At 66.5% G+C, this 14996-nt stretch carries 13 protein-coding genes; 8 read left to right on the top strand and 5 right to left on the bottom strand.

Annotated features, from left to right (window positions below; all coding sequences use genetic code 11):
- The first annotated feature begins 14 nt into the window (after positions 1-14).
- From tmk to ACI2KI_RS02215, 4 genes are read left to right on the top strand one after another with little or no spacing between them, the layout of a single operon-like run.
- Positions 15-641, top strand: a complete 627-nt coding sequence (tmk, locus tag ACI2KI_RS02230) for a dTMP kinase (RefSeq protein ID WP_292082789.1) — start codon at positions 15-17, stop codon at positions 639-641.
- Positions 638-1618, top strand: coding sequence for a DNA polymerase III subunit delta' (locus tag ACI2KI_RS02225; RefSeq protein ID WP_404617369.1), 981 nt, complete (start codon positions 638-640; stop codon positions 1616-1618). Before tmk ends, ACI2KI_RS02225 begins: the two co-directional genes overlap by 4 nt.
- On the top strand, positions 1615-2400 hold the full coding sequence (locus ACI2KI_RS02220) for a TatD family hydrolase (protein ID WP_404617367.1): 786 nt from the start codon (positions 1615-1617) through the stop codon (positions 2398-2400). Before ACI2KI_RS02225 ends, ACI2KI_RS02220 begins: the two co-directional genes overlap by 4 nt.
- Positions 2397-3206, top strand: coding sequence for an MBL fold metallo-hydrolase (locus ACI2KI_RS02215; protein WP_404617365.1), 810 nt, complete (start codon positions 2397-2399; stop codon positions 3204-3206). Before ACI2KI_RS02220 ends, ACI2KI_RS02215 begins: the two co-directional genes overlap by 4 nt.
- 7 nt (positions 3207-3213) lie before the next feature.
- Here ACI2KI_RS02215 and ACI2KI_RS02210 read toward each other — a convergent pair whose 3' ends face one another.
- Together ACI2KI_RS02210 and ACI2KI_RS02205 are read right to left on the bottom strand one after the other, a co-directional pair.
- On the bottom strand, positions 3214-3918 hold the full coding sequence (locus ACI2KI_RS02210) for a TetR/AcrR family transcriptional regulator (protein WP_404617363.1): 705 nt from the start codon (positions 3916-3918) through the stop codon (positions 3214-3216).
- Positions 3915-5438 (bottom strand): carboxylesterase/lipase family protein, encoded by a 1524-nt coding sequence (locus ACI2KI_RS02205; protein WP_404617361.1) that lies wholly within the window; start codon positions 5436-5438, stop codon positions 3915-3917. Before ACI2KI_RS02205 ends, ACI2KI_RS02210 begins: the two co-directional genes overlap by 4 nt.
- A gap of 197 nt (positions 5439-5635) precedes the next feature.
- Here ACI2KI_RS02205 and ACI2KI_RS02200 point away from each other — a divergent pair, with 197 nt between their 5' ends.
- Positions 5636-7870: a TonB-dependent receptor gene (locus tag ACI2KI_RS02200; protein ID WP_404617359.1), complete on the top strand. Its 2235-nt coding sequence runs from the start codon at positions 5636-5638 to the stop codon at positions 7868-7870.
- Between the two features lie 61 nt (positions 7871-7931).
- Here the strand turns inward: ACI2KI_RS02200 and ACI2KI_RS02195 are convergent, their stop codons facing one another.
- Positions 7932-8312: a hypothetical protein gene (locus tag ACI2KI_RS02195; protein WP_404617357.1), complete on the bottom strand. Its 381-nt coding sequence runs from the start codon at positions 8310-8312 to the stop codon at positions 7932-7934.
- A gap of 458 nt (positions 8313-8770) precedes the next feature.
- Here ACI2KI_RS02195 and ACI2KI_RS02190 point away from each other — a divergent pair, with 458 nt between their 5' ends.
- Positions 8771-9184 (top strand): P-loop NTPase fold protein, encoded by a 414-nt coding sequence (locus ACI2KI_RS02190; protein WP_404617355.1) that lies wholly within the window; start codon positions 8771-8773, stop codon positions 9182-9184.
- Positions 9185-9194: 10 nt separating this feature from the next.
- Here the strand turns inward: ACI2KI_RS02190 and ACI2KI_RS02185 are convergent, their stop codons facing one another.
- Positions 9195-10373 carry an acyl-CoA dehydrogenase family protein gene (locus tag ACI2KI_RS02185; protein WP_404617353.1) on the bottom strand — a complete coding sequence of 393 codons (1179 nt, stop codon included), beginning with the start codon at positions 10371-10373 and terminating at the stop codon, positions 9195-9197.
- Positions 10370-11440 (bottom strand): phosphotransferase family protein, encoded by a 1071-nt coding sequence (locus tag ACI2KI_RS02180; RefSeq protein WP_404617351.1) that lies wholly within the window; start codon positions 11438-11440, stop codon positions 10370-10372. The genes ACI2KI_RS02185 and ACI2KI_RS02180 overlap by 4 nt, the downstream gene beginning before the upstream one ends.
- 113 nt (positions 11441-11553) lie before the next feature.
- Between ACI2KI_RS02180 and ACI2KI_RS02175 the strand changes: the two genes are divergently transcribed.
- Both ACI2KI_RS02175 and ACI2KI_RS02170 read left to right on the top strand, forming a co-directional pair.
- The gene (locus ACI2KI_RS02175) at positions 11554-13050 is read left to right on the top strand and encodes a carotenoid oxygenase family protein (RefSeq protein ID WP_404617349.1); all 1497 of its coding nucleotides are present in this window, start codon (positions 11554-11556) and stop codon (positions 13048-13050) included.
- Between the two features lie 71 nt (positions 13051-13121).
- Positions 13122-14984 carry an AMP-binding protein gene (locus tag ACI2KI_RS02170; protein ID WP_404617347.1) on the top strand — a complete coding sequence of 621 codons (1863 nt, stop codon included), beginning with the start codon at positions 13122-13124 and terminating at the stop codon, positions 14982-14984.
- The last annotated feature ends 12 nt before the right edge of the window (positions 14985-14996 follow it).

The raw sequence follows: 14996 nt of genomic DNA, 5'->3' as shown, positions 1-14996 counted from the left end.
GCCATTGTGCGCAGGTGCAGCGCGGTAAGTTCATCACATTCGAAGGCGGCGAGGGGGCCGGCAAGACCACGCAGGCGCGCCTGCTGGTCGAGCACCTGCGCTCGCTCGGGATCGACGTCATCCAGACACGTGAGCCGGGCGGTTCGCCGGGCGCCGAGGTCATCCGCAACATTGTCGTGGCCGGAGACGCCGAGCGCTGGTCGCCGCGCACCGAGACCCTGCTGATGTACGCCGCGCGCTCGGATCATCTGGAGCGCACCATTCGGCCCGCTCTGGACGCCGGCAAATGGGTGGTCTGCGACCGCTTCGCTGACTCCAGCCGCGTCTATCAGGGCGCGGGCGGCGGCGCGCCGGAAAGCCTGATCGAGGCCCTGGACGCCGCCATCGTGGCCGAGGATCAACCGGACCTGACCCTGGTGTTCGACTTGCCGGTCGAAGTCGGGCTGGAGCGAGCCTTCGGTCGCGGCCTGTTCGAGACCCGGTTCGAGTCCAAGGGGCTGGCCTTCCATCAGAAGCTCCGTGAAGGCTTCCTCGGCGTGGCGCGCCGCCACCCGGAACGCTGCGTCGTGATCGACGCGACGGGCGAGCTTGAGGCCGTTTCCGAACGCCTGCGGAGCGCCGTCGCCGAGCGGCTGCTGTGAGCGAACACCCGCGCGACCGGTTCGATCTGGTCCCGGACATCGCCGCCGAAGAAGCTTTTCTCGACGCCCTGAACCGGGGGCGGCTGCACCACGCCTGGCTGCTGTGCGGGGTCGAGGGCAGCGGCAAGGCGACCTTCGCCTATCGCGCCGCGCGCCGCCTGCTGGGGGCCGCGTCCGATCCGACGCGCGGGCCGCTGGGCGCCGCGCCTTATGATCCGGTCAGCCAGCTGGTTTCGGCCCAGTCCCATCCAGATCTGCTGGTGATGGAGCGGCTGGTCGAGGGCGGCAAGCAGAAGAAGACCATTTCGGTGGATCAGGCCCGCGACCTGCCGGGCTTCTTCGCCAAGAGCCCGTCCCAAGCTCAGTATCGTGTGGCCATTATCGACGCTGCCGACGACCTAAACATCAATGCCGCCAACGCCTTGTTGAAGATTCTTGAGGAGCCGCCTGAGCGGGGCGTCCTGCTGCTGGTGACCCATGCGCCGGGTCGGCTGCTGGCCACGATCCGCTCGCGTTGCCGCCGCCTCAGCTTCCCGATCTGGACCCCGGACCAGTTGGAAGGCCTGGTGCGCAATCGCACGGGCGCCGATCCCGACGACGCGCGACTGGCCGCCGACATGGCTGGCGGATCGCCGGGCGCGGCTCTGGCCCTGTCGTCCGGCGCCATGCAGGAAGTCGACGCCCTCGCGCGCAGCTGGGTGCTGGGCGACGCCGTTGATCGCGCTGAGCAACTGGCCGTCGCCGACGGGTTTCGCGGCGCCGAAGGTCAGGCGCGGTTCGAGGCCCTGATGGATCGTTTGATCGCGGCGGTGAAGACCCGAGCGCTGGAGGCGCCGGCCGGGCAGGGGGCGCGCTGGGCTGAACTGTGGACCCGTCTGGCCGATCTGCCGGACCGCACGGCGGCCATCAACCTGGACCGCGCCGACGTTCTGGCCGGCGCCCTGGCCGACATCGCCCGCACCAAGGCTCTGAGATGATCATCGACAGTCACGTCAACCTGCACGCCCCCCAGTTTGATGAGGATCGCGACGAAGTCATCGCCCGCGCCCGCGAGGCCGGGGTGCGTCTGATGGTCGAGATTTCGGACAAGCTGTCGACCTTTGAGGCGACGCACGCCCTGGCCATGGCCAATGACGACATCTGGTGCACGGTCGGCGCTCACCCGCACGAGGCCAAGGACCATGTCGAGCTGACCGCCGACGAACTGGTCGCCCTGGCCCAGCGCCCGCGCGTCATCGGCATCGGCGAGTGCGGCCTGGACTTCCACTACGACCTCAGCCCGCGCGACGAGCAGGCGGCGGTCTTTCGTCAGCATGTCGACGCCGCGCGCCGCACCGGCTTGCCGCTGGTGGTGCACACGCGCGAAGCCGACGAGATCATGGCGGACATCCTGCGCGAGGAACATGCCAAGGGGCCGTTCAAGCTGCTGATGCACTGCTACACTAGCGGGATCGAACTGGCTGAAACCGCAGCGGAACTCGGCGCCTGGTTCTCCGTTTCCGGCATCGCCACCTTCAAGGCTGCGGAGGACGTGCGCGAGGTCATTCGCCGGATGCCCGAGGACCGGATCATCGTCGAAACCGACTGCCCCTATCTGGCGCCGATCCCGCATCGCGGACGCCGCAATGAACCGGCCTATGTCGGTCTGGTGCTGCAGAAGCTGGCCGAGATCCGGGGGTGGTCGCCCGAAGAAGCCGACCGGCGCACAACCGAAGCCTTCTTCGCCCTGTTCGACCGCATTCCCCGGCCTGCCGAATGAACAAAGCAGGCGAGCTGGAGATCGTCATCCTCGGTTGCGGCTCGTCCGGCGGCGTGCCGCGCGGCGACGGCGACTGGGGCGACTGCGATCCGGGCGAGCCCAGGAACCGACGCACCCGCTGTTCCATGCTGGCGCGGCGTCATGGCCCGAATGGGACGACCAGCGTCCTGATCGACACCTCGCCCGACCTGCGGCAACAGGCCCTGGCCGCCGAGATCCGCCACGTTGATGCAGTCCTCTACACCCACGACCACGCCGACCAGACGCACGGCATCGATGATCTGCGGGTTTTCGCCATCCATGCGCGGCGACGCATCCAGGCCTGGATGGACCCGGCGACCCATCACGCCCTGACCAAGCGGTTCGACTACATCTTCGAGAGCCACCACGGCTATCCGGCCATTCTGGAGGCGCAGCGCATTCCGCCCCATGGCGATGCTTGGAGCATCGACGGCGCGGGTGGCGCGATCCCAGTTGTCACCTTCGACCAGACGCACGGGCCGATCCGCTCGGTCGGCTATCGACTGGGTCCGGTCGCCTATTCCAGCGATGTGTCTGATCTGGACGAGGCGGCGTTGGAGGCGGTGCGCGGCGCCGACCTCTGGATCATCGACGCTCTTCGCTATACGCCCCACCCGACCCATGCCCATGTCGACAAGGCTCTGGACTGGATCGCACGGGCTGATGTCGGGCGGGCGGTTCTGACAAACCTCCACATCGATCTGGATTACAATCGCTTGTCGGCGCTTCTTCCCGATCATGTCGAGGTCGCCTTCGACGGCTGGAACCGCTGCTTCCCGATGTAAACCGGGGTTAGGCGCGGCGGATGGCTTCGAATCCGCCGGTGAAGACGGCTTCCATGGCGTCGCAAATTGCGGCCATTTCCGAGGACTTGCACAGGCCGCCTGACAGGACGTCGATACGGCCGGTCTGAGCCAGCGACAAGGTCAGCGACCCCGACAGTAGGTGATAGAACCAGTAGATCTGGCGTGGCGGAGTTTCTGGCGCGATGCGCTTCAGAACGCCGATGAAGCGGTCGATCACCGGGTCGAAATGCTGGTGCATGGTGTCGCCGCCCCAGACCGGGGTGTTGTTCACCTGGGCCACAAGGGCGGCGTAGTTCAGCCAGGCCTTGTCGCCGTTATCGAACAGGATGAACAGCGGACGCAGGAAGGCGTCGATGGCCCCGCGCACGGTCATGGCGTCGCCGTGCTCGGCCTCATAACGGTCCAGGCTGTCGATACGCAGCCGATTCACCACCTCAGCGCGGCGGCCGAAGACGGTCGAGAAAAGCCGGTTCTTGTCGTCGAAATAATAGTGCAGCAGGGCCGTATCGACCCCCGCCTCCTTGGCCACGGCCTTCAGGGTGACGCCGTGCAGGCCGTCGCGCGCGAACAGGGCTTCGGCCACGTCGAGGATGCGGGTCGTGGTCTCCTCGCGGCGCTGGGCCTTGGGTTTGGGCGGCGCCTTGGCTTTCGACGCGGCCTTGGCGCGCGGCTTGGTCTCGGTGGCGGTCATCGAGTCACTGTAGCCGAGAACAGGGTTCTCAGGCGATCCCGCGCCCGCAGCAGCAGGATCAGCAGTCCGCCCTTGCGTCCATGATGATCCAGCGCCGCCTTCCACCAACCGTGCTTCACCTCGCCGCCGGGCGTGTCGTTGAACACCATCCAGGCGTCGTCAGCGGGGACATAGGCGGGCCAGTCGGCGCCAGGCGCGCCGGTCCGGACGAAATCGACCCATCGCTTGTGCATGGCGGCGCTGATCGCGCGGTCAGCCGGTGTTGCGGGTGGCGCACCGTCGGGACGGTGATCCAAGGTTTCGAAGACGTGGAAAATCTCGGCGGCGTGGGCGGCGCGCGGCATGGCTTCGCGCCGGGCTTCCTCCACATAGTCAAAGGCGTAGAGCCAGGCCTTCGAGCGACGCGGCCGCGATGCGATCCAGCGCGCCGGGGCGGCGAAGGCGAAGTCGCGGAAGCCGAGGCGGATCAGTTGCTCTTCGTCGCCGTTCGCCTGCGGATAGAGGCGGGCCAGCGCCGCGTTCGGCTTGATCAACTGGCCGAAGCGTTTCAGGCCGCCGCCGTAGTTGAGCAGGGAATCCTCGCCGCTGTTGACCCCGATCATCAACGGCACATCGGCGAAGTCCCCGCGCGCAAAGGCGCTGATCGGGTCGCGGTCCAGCAGGCGACCGTCGATGACGGGCCCGAAGGCGCCCTCTACGTCCGTCAGTCGCTCGTACGCGACGGCGCGCAGGGCAGAGGCGTCAGGCAGGGCCAGGCCGAGCGCCGTCGCAGCGGCCACGCCGCGTTTCTGCGCGGTTTTCAGCGGCGTGGCGGGCAGCCAGCCGCCGCCGGACTGGACAATCGCCTTGTGGAACAGGCCGCGCGCCCGCCTGGCCGTCATCAGGGCCAGGATGTCGAGACCCCCGGCGGATTCTCCGAACAGGGTGATGCTGGCGGGATCGCCGCCGAAGGCGCTGATATGATCGCGCACCCATTCCAGAGCGGCGATCTGATCCAGAAGGGCCTGATTGCCCAGCGGTTCGCCATGCGCTGCTTCCTCCGTCAGGGCCGGATGGGCGAAGAAGCCGAGCTGGCCCAGGCGATAGTTGACGCTGACCAGAACCACTCCGTCGCGGGCGAAGGCGGCGCCGTCATAGAAGGGCAGGGAGCCTGCTCCCATCCGGTTCGATCCGCCGTGCAGCCAGACCATGACCGGCGCGGGTGCGACGGCTTCGGCGGGCGCCCAGACATTCAGCGTCAAGCAGTCTTCACCGATCGGCTCCGGCGCGCCGCCGATGGATACGATGTCGGCCACGTCAGCCGGACCGGCCTGAGGCGCGGAGAGGCCGAACTCCGCCGCTTCGCGTACACCGTCCCAGGCGGGGAAGGGCTGCGGCGCCTTCCAGCGCAACTCGCCGACAGGAGCGGCAGCGTAGGGCACGCCGCGAAACACATTGGCCGGGCCCTCGCGACGGCCGCGCAGATCACCGGACGGGGTGTGCGCGACAGGCGACGTCGCGGCTCGGTTGAGCTGATCCATCATTCTTCCTCCAGGCGCGATCTTCGCCGCACTCGTTCATTTGAGAATGAACAACGCTCGCTCGACTGTCGAGCCGTCGCGTGAAACTTCATTCATGCAAGAATGAATGATGTTGACAACGAGGCTGTTCGCGGACCACCGTCGGACCAACACAGATCAGCGGCGATCAAACGACCGCGCGTGGAGAGGAAACGAGAATGCGAACGACAGGACAGTTGCGTCTGGCGCTGATGAGCAGCGTCTTCATCACGGCCTCGATTTGCGCGGCGCCGAGCCTCGCCCAGCAGGCGACGGAGACCGAGCAGGCCTCCAGTGTCGATGACATCGTCGTCACCGCCCGTCGCCGTGAGGAGAGCCTGAAAGACGTGCCGGTCGCCGTCACCGCCGTCAGCAGCGAGCGCCTCGAACAGACCGGCGCCGCCGACATCACCACCTTGCAGCAGCAGACCCCGAACGCCACGGTCCAGATCGCGCGCGGCACCAACTCGACCCTGACCAGCTTCATTCGCGGCGTCGGCCAGCAGGACCCCCTGTGGGGCTTCGAGCCCGGCGTCGGCCTCTATGTTGACGACGTTTATGTGGCCCGTCCGCAGGGTGCGGTGCTGGATATTTTTGATATTGAGCGACTGGAGGTTCTGCGCGGACCGCAAGGCACCCTCTATGGTCGCAACACCATCGGCGGCGCGATCAAATACGTCACCAAGCGCCTGGGCCAGGATCCGGAACTGACGCTCAAAGGCGCCTACGGCAGCTATAACCAGGTTGATCTGATCGCCTCGGGCTCGGCGCCCCTGACCGACACCCTGCGCATCGGCGGCGCGGTTGCCCGCTACACCCGCGACGGCTACGGCACGAACCTGACCACGGGCGCCGAACACTACAACAAGGATGTCACGGCGGGCCGCCTCAGCGTCGAATGGACCCCGACCGACGACCTCTTCTTCCGTCTGGCGGGCGATATCACCGAGGACGAGTCCAACGCTCGGCACGGCTATCGCCTCAAGGCGCCGATGACCGACGGCATCTATGACACCCGCGCCGGCATCGGCGACGACGGCTATGTCCGCACCCGTGGTCTGTCCTTCACCGGCGAGTGGAACGTCAATGACGCCCTGACCTTCAAGTCGGTCACGGCCTGGCGCGACGGCGACACCAAGGGCGACGGCATCGACTTCGACGGTCTGCCGCAACCGATCCTCGACATTCCCGGCTATTACGCCGACAGCCAGTTCACCCAGGAATTCCAGCTGCTGTTCGAGGGCGAGCGCTGGCAGGGCGTGGCGGGCCTCTTCTATATGGACGCCTCGGCCGAGGGGGCGTTCGACACCGTCATCGGCCTCTATCCCAGCATGGGGCCGGGGCTGCCGGCTGGCCTGACGACCTTCACCGGCGGCAAGGTGGACACCGAGAGCTTCGCCGTCTTCGCCGACTTCAGCTACGACCTGACGGACCAACTGTCGCTGTCGGTCGGTGGCCGCTGGACCCAGGACAAGAAGAGCGTCGATCAGCTGCGCCAGAACTATCTGGGCATCAAGAGCCCGTTCTTCGGCAACAGCGCGGCCATCCCTGCGGGCCGCCCCTCGACCGACTACACCAACTCGGACACCTATTCGGAGTTCACGCCCCGGATTAGCGCCAGCTACAAGTTCACGCCGGAACTGACGGGCTACGCCTCCTACGGGCGAGGCTTCAAGTCCGGCGGCTTCGACATGCGCGGCGACGCCAGCCTCTATCCCGAAACGATAAACGGTTATCAGCCGGAACTAGTCGATACCTACGAGATCGGCCTGAAGGGCTCGCTGCTGGACCGGCGGATCACCTTCGCCACGGCCCTGTTCAAGTCGGAGTATACCGACCAGCAGATCACCTCACAGTTCTTCATTCCGCCCGCTTCGGTCGTCAGCTTCGTCGACAACGCGGGTTCCAGCGAGATCTGGGGTTGGGAGCTGGAGGCCAGCGCGCGGATCACCGACAGCTTCATCCCGCGCCTGACGCTCGGCTACCTGGACGCCAAGTTCAATGAGTTCGTCACCTTCAACCCGCTGACCGGCAAGCGCGAGAACATGGCCGACCAGCGCCAGTTCCAGAACACGCCCGACTGGACCGCCAATATCGCGCTGCCCTACAGCGTCGATTTGGGCGATCGCGGCTCGGTCGTCTTCACGCCCATGGCCTCGTATCGGGGCGCGACGCAGATGTTCGAGACAGCCATCCCTCTGCTCGATCAGGGATCGTACTGGCTATACGACGCCACCCTGATGTGGACCGCGCCGGACGCGCGCTATCGCGTCAGCCTGGCCGGCCGGAACCTGGGCGACGAGCGCTATCGCGCGGGCGGCTACAACTTCCCGGGCGCGATTACCGGGGATTCCGTCATCGGCTTCTATGGCGCGCCGCGCACCGTGACCTTGAGCGTGACGGCGAACTTCTAGGATTAAGACGCCCTGTCCCTCCTCCAAAGCCATGGGGCTTGGGGGAGGGGCTCTTCCCCGGCTAGTCGTCAGCGCCGTCAACCGCGCTGGTGACCAGGTCACGCCAGGTAGGATCGGTGTCGTCCACCAGGTCGACGTCGTCCATTAGGGCCACAGCCGTGCTTCCGTCCGGCAGGATCAGGCCCAGCACTTCCATGGTTTCGCCGTCGGATCCGACATGGGCTTCGGCCTGAACGACAATTGCTGCCTGTTCGCCGTCATCTTCCCACCAGATAATCGGTTGGGGCAGGCCCATTTCGATCACCCACGACTCGTCCGTGTCACCCAAGGCGAAGATCGCCCTGTGAGCCTGCACGTCGTCGAGGGTGGCCACGGCGCCGGTAAAGGTCTTCAGGCGCGCCCAGTCGTCGACATCGAATCCTTCGCCATCGTCGTGCTCCATAAGATCTTCAGTCATTGGCGTTTTCGCGGGTTGCTTCGATCATGTCAGGGTCTAGCGCCCGTGAGCACCGAGGCAAGGGCTCAGGCAAGTGTGAGCGCTATGGTATATTTTCTCAGACTGCACAGGTTCGGAAACTGCTGCAGCCATAAGCGGCTGAATTAACGACAAAAATAGCGCAATTTGAGAGATGTGGCTGTTGCACTCGACGACAGCGCTCCTGTTGCAAATCGGAAAGTGCTCGGGCGGCTGCGGAGGCGCTATGGGCACGAAAACACTAGGCGTAGATAGGTTGTGGATAAACGCCAGAAGCGAAGACGGATGTCCGTTTCTGACTCGCCTCGGTCAATCCGAGAGTCCACTTCCAGCATGGATGGTCGCCACGCGTAGCGTAAGCTACGCTTAGCGCATCTGCTGCGCATCTCTGCGTTCGGGTCGAACTCTAACGGTAGCTGGGGCACATGTATCACGCCGACCGTGCTCTTACGGACCGCACGAACGATGAGCTCGGACTCGCCGCAGTAGCCGATGCTGTTGCCGACAAAATAATCAAGCTGCAGCCTGCAGACGGATTGGTGATCGGCCTTCAAAGCCCTTGGGGTATGGGCAAGTCGAGCTTCCTCAATTTCTTGACGGAGAAGCTTGCTGTAGCTCCTCGCCCCATTGTCGTCCCGTTCTCCCCTTGGTTGGTGGATGACCGGAATGCACTGCTGCACGAACTCTTCGGCGAGTTGTCTGCGAGCTTGCTGAAGAAGGAGGCAGTTCACGGCAAGCGTTGGGGCGTTGAAGAGGCGAGAAACAGACGAGCCACTGCGCTCCGGCTGCGGCAGTTCGCGCGTTTAGCTGCGACACTCAAATCGATTCCTGCTTCTTAACCGGCAGGCTCTAGTTCGTCATCTGCCGCTTCACGGCCTTTGCCAGGCTCCAGCGATGGACCTCGCTGGGGCCGTCATAGATGCGGAAGGCGCGGACCTCGCGGAATATCTGCTCGACCATGGTGTCGCCCGAGACGCCGGTTCCTCCCATAATCTGGACGCAGCGGTCGGCCACGCCGAACAGGGCTTCGGAAACCGCGACCTTGGTCATGGAGCTTTCGGTCGTGCCGAGAACGCCCGTGTCCAGAACGCCCGCGCACCAGTCGATCATCAGCTCGGCCTGCTTCAGTGCGATCATGTTGTCGGCCAGCATGAAGCCGACGCCCTCATGGTCGATTAGCGGCTTGCCGAAGGCGTGGCGTTTGACGGCGTAAGCGGCGGCGATCTCATGGGCGCGGCGGCAGGCGCCGAGCCAGCGCATGCAGTGGCTGAGGCGGGCCGGGCTGAGACGGACCTGAGCGTATTTGAAGCCCTGATGCGGGGCGCCGAGGATCTGGTCGCCGGGCACGCGCAGGTCTTCGAGGGCGATGATCGAATGGCCGCCGGGCATGGAGGAATCGATCGTCTCCATCACCCGCTCGACCCGCACGGCGGGGTCGGGCAGGTCGACCAGGAACATCGTGGCGGCGACCTTGCCGTCGCCCGAGTCCGTGCGAGCCATGACGATGCCGACCGAGGCGCCGACCGCGCCGGTGATGAAGGCCTTGCGGCCGTTGATGCGCCAGCCGTCGCCGTCCGGCACGGCGGTGGTCTTCAGCATGGAGGGGTCGGCGCCCGCGCCGTCGTCCTCGGCCGGTTCGGTCATGAAGAAGGCTGAGCGCGCCTGACCGCTGATCAGGGAGGCGAGGAAGCGGCGCTTCTGAGCCTCGGTGGCGACCTGGCCGAGCAGGTACATATTGCCCTCGTCCGGGGCCATGACGTTGAGGGCGACGGGGCCTAGCGGGGATAGGCCCGACGCCTGAAGCACCTGAGCCGTCGCGCGCTGCGACAGGTGCGAGCCGTCGGCCCCGATGTGCGGCGTCATCAGCCCGGCGGCGCGCGCCAGGGTCCGCAGTTCAACGACCAGATCGTCGGTCGGGCCGTGCGACGTGGCGCGCGGGTCCTTCTCATAGGGAATGACGACGTCGCGCACGAAGCGTTCGACGCGCGCGGCGATGGCCTGGCCCTGGTCGAGGTCGTTGCGGTTCATGATGTCGTCTCCGTCTGGGCCCAGGCGAGGGCGGCGAGGGCGGGCAGGTTGTCGGCCATGGTCTGAGCGTGGGCGGAGGCGGCCGTGCCGCGCGCGATACGCCCCTTGATGCCGTGGAAGATGGCCGCCAGCCGGAACATGTTGAACGCCATGTAGAAGCGGAGTTCGTCCGGGGCGGGCGGCGCGCGACCCACCCGCTCGCAATAGGCGGCCAGGTAGTCGGCTTCGCTGGGAATCCCCAGGGTCTTCAGGTCGGCGCCGGCAAAGCCGCCGATCATGGACGGCGGCAGGCGGTACATCGTCAGGTGATAGGTGAAGTCGCCCATGGGATGGCCCAGGGTCGACAACTCCCAGTCCAGCACGGCCCGCACCTCGGCGCTGTCGGGGGCGAAGATGAGGTTGTCGGCGCGGAAATCGCCGTGAACCACGCATGCGGCGCCGTCATCCTCGGGCATGTTCTCGGGCAGCCAGGCGACCAGCCGGTCCATGTCGGGATCGCGCCCCGCCAGGTCGTCCTCCTGATACTGTCGGGACCAGCGCTGGATCTGGCGCGCGAAGAAGGTGCCGGGGCGGCCGTAGTCTTCCAGGCCGAGTGCTCGGATGTCGAGGCTGTGCAGGCGGGCGATGGTGGCGTTCAGGGCGTCGAAATGCGCGGCCCGCTGATCCGGCGTCAGATCGGGCAGGGTGGGCGTCCAGAAGATGCGGCCCTCGACCATCTCCATCACCATGAAGGTCGAGCCGATGACGGCCTCGTCCTCGCACAGGATCAGGGGGGCGGGGACGGGAAAACCGGCGGCGTGCAGGGCCGAGATCACGCGATGCTCGCGCTCGACCGCATGGGCGCCTCTCAGGACGGGGCCGCCCGGCTTGCGGCGCAGGACATAGGACTTGCCCGGCGTGTCCAGCCGATAGGTCGGGTTGGACTGGCCGCCGTTGAACTGGCGGATGTCGAGGGGGCCGCGAACCTGTGGCGCGTGCTGTTGCAGCCAGGCCGACAGGCGCTCGACCGGCAGCTCATGCCCCGCCCGCACGGGGCCGGACCCCTCGAAGGTGATGGTTTGGGACATGGAGAAATCCTCGCCGAACGGGTGATCACACGCCCGGCTCAGCCGCGCCGATCTATGACTTGCGTAAATAGACCAAAAAGGCGAGGGTTCGTCCAGAGCCAGGAGGATGAGCCATGCAGATCGAGCGGTTGTCGCCCATCGTCGCGACCCTGAAGCCCAGCAATCACCCCTACCTCAGCGGGCCGTGGACGCCTCAGCATGAGGAGGTCAACGCGGTTGATCTGGAGGTGATCGAGGGGGCGATCCCGGCGGACATCGACGGCGTCTATATCCGCAACACCGAGAACCAGATTCACACACCCCTGGGCCGTCACCATCCCTTCGACGGCGACGGGATGCTGCATCAGATCAGTTTCCGCAGCGGCAAGGCCGACTATCGCAACCGCTTCGTGCGCAGCCGCTGTTTCCAGGCGGAGCAGCAGGCGGGCGAGAGCCTGTGGGGCGGGATGATGGATGGGCCAGGGGTGTCGAAACGCCCCGGCTTCGGCGCCCATGGGGGCATCAAGGATTCGGCCAGCACCGACGTGGTGGTCCATGCGGGCAAGGCGCTGGCGACCTTCTACCAGTGCGGCGAGGCCTATCAGCTGGACCCGACCTCGCTGGAGGATCAGGGCGTCGCGCCCTGGGCACCGCTGGACGGGGTCTCGGCCCATGCGCGGGTGGACGAGCGGACGGGAGAGCTGCTGTTCTTCAACTACTCCAAGCACGCGCCCTATATGTATTACGGCGTGGTCGGCCCGGATGGGCGGCGCACCCATTACACGCCCGTTCCCTTGCCGGGCGCGCGTCTGCCGCACGACATGATCTTCAGCGAGAACTACACCATCCTGAACGACTTCCCGCTGTTCTGGGACGAGAAGGCGCTGAAGGCGGGCTATCACGCCGTGCGCTATAGCCCCGATATGCCGTCGCGCTTCGCCGTCATTCCCCGCTATGGCGAGGCCGAGGACATCCGCTGGTTCGAGGCGGCGCCGACCTATGTGCTGCACTTCCTCAACGCCTATGAGGAGGGCGACGAGATCGTCATGGACGGCTATTTCCAGGAAAAGCCGATGCCGGACCCGCTGGGCGACCTGCCCGAGATCTACGCCGAGCACGCCCACATGATGGCCTTCGTCGACGAGAACAGCTTCCGCCCGAAACTGCACCGCTGGCGCTTCAATCTGGCCGACGGGACGACCAAGGAAGAGCGGCTGGACGACCGGCTGGTCGAGTTCGGCACCATCAATCAGCAGTACGCCGGCCAGCCCTATCGCTACGCCTACAGCACCACTACCAAGCCGGGCTGGTTCCTGTTCAACGGCTTCATCAAGCACGACCTGAAGACCGGCGAATCCTGGACCGTGACCCTGCCCGACGGGCGCTACGCCAGCGAGGCGCCGTTCGCGCCGCGCATCGGGGCGACGGACGAGGACGACGGCTATCTGGTCAGCTTCATCATCGATGAGAACGCGGGCCGGTCGGAGTGCATCCTGATCGACTGCAAGCGGTTTGAGGACGGCCCCGTCTGCCGTATCGCCCTGCCGCACAAGATCAGTTCCGGCACCCATGCCTGCTGGGCCGACCGCCGCTTCCTGACCGCCGAGGCGGGCGCCGCCGACGCGGCTTGACCCAGCATCGTTCTGCGTCTCATCTTGCTTTTATTAGCAGACCGTCTTGAGGCGGCGACCGGGAGGGGTTCATGGACGCATCGGATCAGATGTCGGAGCAGTGGCGAACCGCAGGCTTCCGCGACGCGGGGCTGATGCCCGTCGATCTGGAGGTGCGGCGCGAGGCGGACGGGGCGATGGTGATGCGCTCGCGCGTGCCTCTGGCCGAGCATGACTGGAACCTGCCGCGCGCTTTTGCCGGGGTGGCGGCGCGCCGGGGGGCGGAGACGGCCCTGGCCCGGCGTGATCCGGCCCAGGGCGGGGCCTGGTCCACGCTGGACTACGCCGGTCTGAAGCACCGCATGGACGCCGTGACCCAGTGGCTGCTGGATCATCCGCAGCATACGGGCGGACCGCTGATGCTGATGGGCGCCAACAATCCGGCCATGGCCGCCTTCCTGTTCGGTGCCATGGCGGCGGGCGTGCCGACCGCGCCGGTCAGCGCCCATTATGCCCTGCTGGGCGGCGATCTGGGGCGGTTGAACCACGTCATTCGCAGTCTGAAGCCGTCCATCATTCTGATCGAGGATGCGCGCATGGTCGCGGGCGCGATCGACGCCCTGGACCTGGGCGACGCCATCGTCATCACCGCGACGCCCGAGGCGCTGACCCGCCCCAGCCTGCCTTTGGCCGAGGTCATGGCGACGCGGCCTGGCCCGGATGTCGCCGCGAGCATCGAAGGGTTGCAGCCCGATCAGGTCGCCCAGTTCATGATGACCTCGGGCTCTACCGGCCTGCCCAAGGTCGTACCTCTGAGCCTGAAATCCGTGGCCGCCAACACCACCCAGGCCGGCCAGGTGATCGGCGAAGGCTATGCCTGGTCGGGGCAGATGCTGGGCTGGATGCCGTGGAACCATGTGGCCGGGGCGGCGGTGCTGCGCGCCGTGCTGCTGGCGGGCGGCGCCTTCTATATCGACGACGGCAAGCCCATGCCGGGCCTGTTCGAGGAGTCGATCTGCAACCTGCGCGAGTTGCCGGTGCGCTACTACGTCAACGTCCCCACCGGCTACGCCATGCTGGCCGATGCGCTGGAGGCGGACGTCGAGCTGCGCCGGACCTTCTTCTCGGATCTGCGGGTCATGGTCTTCGGCGGCGCGGCCCTGAGCCAGTCGGTCAGCGACCGGATACAGGCCATGGCGGTGCAGGAAACCGGCCATCGCATCATGCTGACCTCGGCCTATGGCGCGACCGAGACCACGGCGGGCTTCATGGTGGTGCATCAGTACACCGACCGACTGGGGCTGGGTCTGCCCGTGCCAGGCGTCGAGGTGAAGCTGGTCCCGCACGACGCCGACAAGTTCGAGGTGCGGGTGCGCGGCCCCAACGTCATGGCCGGCTATCACGACGACGCGGCGCGGACCGCCGAGGCGTTCGACGCCGACGGCTATTACCGCATGGGCGACCTGGCGACCCTGGCCGACCGGAATGATCCGGCCCAGGGCGTCTTCTTCGCCGGGCGGCTGGCGGATCAGTTCAAGCTGTCGACCGGCTCCTGGGTGTTCGGGGCGCAGATGCGAGAAGCCGCCTTGCAGGCCCTGGCGCCTTTGGCCGCCGAGGTGGTGCTGTGCGACGACAACCGACCGTGGCTGGGCGTTCTGGCCTGGCCCTCGGCCGCCGGGATCAAGGCGGCGCTGGACATGGAGGTCGTAGAGGCCCTGACCTCGGGCGCCTTGGCGCAGGCGGCGAAGGAACGACTGGCCGCGCACAACGCCTCGGCCCACGGCGCCAGCGGCCGTATCGCCCGGCTGGCCTTCCTGACCACGCCGCCCGATCCGAACGCCCACGAGGTGTCGGACAAGGCCACGATCAACCGCCGCGCCGTCATTGACAACCGCAAGGCCCAGGTCGACGCCCTCTACGCCGAGCCGCCGGGGCCGGGCGTGGTCGTCGCCTGAAACAGAGAGAAT

The organism is Brevundimonas sp. NPDC046655, assembly GCF_044901625.1.
GTDB lineage: Bacteria > Pseudomonadota > Alphaproteobacteria > Caulobacterales > Caulobacteraceae > Brevundimonas.
The sequence above is the reverse complement of the archived record's forward strand: the minus strand, read 5'-3'. Positions and strand labels throughout refer to the sequence as shown.